A 3,817-nucleotide genomic window follows, 5' to 3' on the forward strand; every position below is an offset into this window, starting at 1 on the left:
TCCAGCCGGTCGGCAAGGGCTGCCGGTGCCTCGCCATTGAGCGCAGCGGCCGCGATTCCTTTCTCCAGGCTGCGTGCCTCGTTCAGCAGCGGCTGCAGGCGGTCGCGCATCTCGAGGGCGATTCCGGCAAGGCTGCCGGTCTGTTCAGGGCTGAGGCCGAGTTCCCTGCTGCGGCCCTTCAAGGCCTGCATCAGCGGTGGCAGGTTTTCCGGGAGGATGAGCGCGTAGTGCTGAACGGAAGGTTCGTCTGCGGCTGGTGCGGCGGTGCTTGCCGGGTTTGCGGCCGCGATCGGGTTCAGCGTGACGAGGGTGGCCGTCAGGGTGGTGGCGAGCAGCGTCCTGCGCAGGATTCCGGGGGTCATGGCGATATCTCCATTCGGTTGGGGCGGCGGTTGAGATTGCTCACCATTTTCCCTCCAGCGAGAGCAGCCAGGTAAGTTGTCCCTTTTCGGTGGTGGCGAGGCGCCAGTCATCGGTCCCGGCAATGAGGTTCGACCAGGCTTCAGAGCTTCGCTTCACGTCGGCGCGCAGCAGGTTCTGCGCCTGCAGGCGAAGATTCGTCGTCGAGGAGAGTTTCCTGACCCAGTGCGCGTCGAGCAGCGTACCGCGCGTGGTGTCGTCGGCGAGTTCCCCGGGGATGTCGGTACGCGACTTGCCGTTTCGTGTCAGCTGGAAGCCGGCAGACGACGATAGCGACGGGATGGATTGTTCGTAGCCGAGCGTGAACTGGTAGCGCGGCAGTTCGCGCGTATCCCGCGTCAGGCCGAGACGGTCGTCGTGAACGCGGCCCTGCGGCAGCGTCAGGTGCGCGCGCAGCGAGCCGCCCTTGATGCCGGCAAGCTCGCTCTTCAGCTTGGCGTCGAACTCGACCCCGTAGTGGCGGGCGGTGCCCTGGTTGTAGGGGCGCTCGACCCAGCGCGAGCCTTCGAGCAGGGTCGTGCGTTCGATGAAGTCGCGCGTCTGGCGCCAGTAGGCGCTGATGCCGAGGACTCCGGCTTCCTCCTTGAGATAGCGTTCAAGGCCGATTTCGACGTTGATGTTGCGCTCTGCGACGAGGTCGGGATTGCCGGCGCGATCGGGCTCGAGTGGCGTGTTGCCGGTCAGGCTGGACGTGTTCTGGATGGTGATCGCCGAGATTTCATCGAGCTTCGGCGCCTTGATGCCGGCCCCCGCGGATGAGCGCGCCACCCAGCCATCGCCGGCGTCGAAGCGCGCGGCGAGCGACGGGGCCAGCTGGCCGGCACTGCTGTCTCGGCCGTCGGATTCGAGGCGGATCGATTCGCCACGCAGGCCGGCGGTCAGCGTCAGTTGCTTCATTGGCGACCATTCGTGCTGCGCCCACGCCGTCCATTGCTGTTGGCTGGCGTCGCTCTTCGAGGTCATGGCGCCGCTGCCGGCGGGGTTGCCGACACTTGTCTGGGTTTCGTCGCGCCGGTGCGTCGCCGCCTCCAGCCCGAAGGAGATCAAGGCCTCGCCGACAGGGCGGTCGAGGCGGATTGCAGCGGAGAACTCCTGCTCGTCACGCCCCAGCTTTTCGCGGCTCTGCGTGACACCGCCGAGCGTATCGCGCCAGGTGCGCCTGGTATCGCTGTCACGCCAGCCACCCATCATCGCGGCACGCCCCGAGAGCTTGCTGCCGCCGTCGAGCTTGAGCTCGCCCTCGGCGCGCAGACGGGCAATCGTGAGGTCGCTGTCTTCCCTGTCGCGGCGGCTGCCGAGCGGGGCGAGGCCGGTCCCGGCTGCCGGGTCGGCGTAGCCGCTGCGCAGCAGCGTCGCGTGTCGCGTGCCTTCATTGCGGTAAAGACTGGGCCACAGCGTCAGGCTGTCACCCGCCTTCTTCCAGGTCAGGCGCGGCGAGACGATCAGTTCGTTCAACTCGTAGGGGCCGCGCTCATGATCCTCCTGCCACAGATTGCGTGTGCCAGCGTTGGAATTGATGCGCGTCTTCTCGGTATCGAGCGGCATGCCATGGTGGTTCACGGTGACCGGCAGCAGCCATGAGAACTGCGTGCCGTCCGCCATCAGCTGGCCGCCACCGCGACTGACCGAGAATTGACCATTGGCTTCCGCATCACCGCCGACCCCGCGTGCGCCGACTGCCGCCCTGAGGGTGGTCGAGTCGACCGGCTTCGCCTTTCTCATGATCAGGTTGACCGTCACGGCGGCGCTGCCGCCATGCTCGGCCGACGAGCCCCGCAGGATCTCGATGCGATCGAGCTCGCCGGAGGGCATGCGGCCGACCATGGTCAGCGCGTAGCGGGCGTTGGCCGTCGGCCGCTCGCCGTCGACCAGAAACTGGACTGCGTCGCGGCCCATGCCGCGTACCTTGGCGGTCGGGGCGCCGTCGCCGGAATTTTCGCCGGCGTCGATGCCGGGCAGCTTGCGGATGACCTCGCCAACGGTGAGGCCGCCGAGGGCTTCGATTTCCTTGCGGTCGAGAACGGTCTTCTGGGTGACGGCCTCGCGCCGGTCTGCCAGCGCGTCGTGGGTGGCGGTGACGACGACTTCTTCCAGCTGGGTCTGGGCGAAAGACAAACCATTCACCACAGAGGCACAGAGACACAGAGAAAAGCGAGAGAGCCTCAATTTCAGGTGTTTCTCCGTGCCTCTGTGCCTCTGTGGTTTGCGGTTCTTCGTTTTCATGCCGCCGCCTCCGCCCGGCGCAGCGCCGGATTGCTCAGCGTGCGCACGGCGCCGCCGAGGGTGGAGAGCAGCAGCAGGGAGAGGCCGAGCATCGCGAAGGGCAGGGCGGGGGGCTGGGGTTTTTCCTCGACGCGTTCGAGGCGCATGCCTTCGATCTGCGGAGGAGGTGGCGCGGCGGGCGGCGGTGCGAGGTCGGCAGCCTGCTGCGGGCGCGTGGCGGCGAGCAGTGCGGCAAGGCCGAAGCCGGCGCTGGCCTTCGTGCCGACGAAATCCTTGAACACCTGATTGTCGGTCACCACGTCGTGACGCTTCGCGAGGTCGCGGTAGCGCTCCTTCAGTTCGGCCAGCACCTTCGGGTCGGCCTGCCAGTAGCCCTGGCGGGCGGCCTCGATCATGCGCTCGATGGTCTGCGCCAGCGCCGTCGGGTTGTTCGTCTCGAACCATTCCTTGAGGCCAAGCTGGTGCTTGTCGCGCACATAGACGTCGACGAACTCCTGCCACTGGTCGTCGCGCACGATCTCGCGGGCGACGATGGTCCAGCCGGAGAAGTTGTTCATCGAATCGAGCACCTGCAGCGTGCCGGCGTAGCCCTCGGCCATCAGTCCCTTGATGTAGCCGGGGTGGAAGTTGCGGGTGGCGAGTTCCTTGGCGAGGAAGGCGTCGGCGCCTTCGACCTTGCCGCTGCCCGAGCCGCGCAGGTTGGAGATGTACAGTTCCGGCGCCTTGCCGTCGAGGCGGCGCACTGCGAGGCCGATGCCGCCGAGGTACTGGAAGGGATCGTCGGTGGTGAGCATGCCGTAGAGGTTCGAGGTGCGCGACAGCACGGCGCCCTCGGTGCCTTTCAGGTGCTCGGCGTAGAGGTTCATCTGCGCGGCCTTGCCCGTGGCGCCCGCGACACCCTGCTTGCCCCAGTCCTCCTCGTCGGCGCCGTAGGCGAACTGCATGCGCGAGAGGTAGAGGTCGGCGAGCTTGCGGTCCCCCTCGGCCTTGCCCTTCCAGGTGTCGGTGGCGAGCGTCGCGTCGTCGAGCCCGGTGCCGTACTTGCCCGATTCGGACGAGAACATACGCGTTTCCGCAGCCTTTACTGCCGCCGCTTCCGGGATGCCCTGCTTGATGAGCCGGGCGGCGATGGCGCGGCTGTTTTCGAACAGCGGATTGTCGGCTTCGCTGGCTC

General features: G+C 67.2%; 2 protein-coding genes and 1 pseudogene. All 3 read right to left on the minus strand.

What is annotated here, in order from left to right:
• Positions 1 to 362, minus strand: a pseudogene (locus RKP46_RS12665) (hypothetical protein); the annotation flags it as partial.
• 40 nt (positions 363 to 402) lie between these two features.
• Positions 403 to 2,535: a TonB-dependent receptor domain-containing protein gene (locus RKP46_RS12670; RefSeq protein WP_311106977.1), complete on the minus strand. Its 2,133-nt coding sequence runs from the start codon at positions 2,533 to 2,535 to the stop codon at positions 403 to 405.
• 104 nt (positions 2,536 to 2,639) lie between these two features.
• Positions 2,640 to 3,817: cobaltochelatase subunit CobN (locus tag RKP46_RS12675; protein WP_311106978.1), on the minus strand; the 1,178-nt coding region annotated here is incomplete at its 5' end.

The organism is Accumulibacter sp., from assembly GCF_031732815.1.
Taxonomy (GTDB): Bacteria; Pseudomonadota; Gammaproteobacteria; order Burkholderiales; family Rhodocyclaceae; genus Accumulibacter.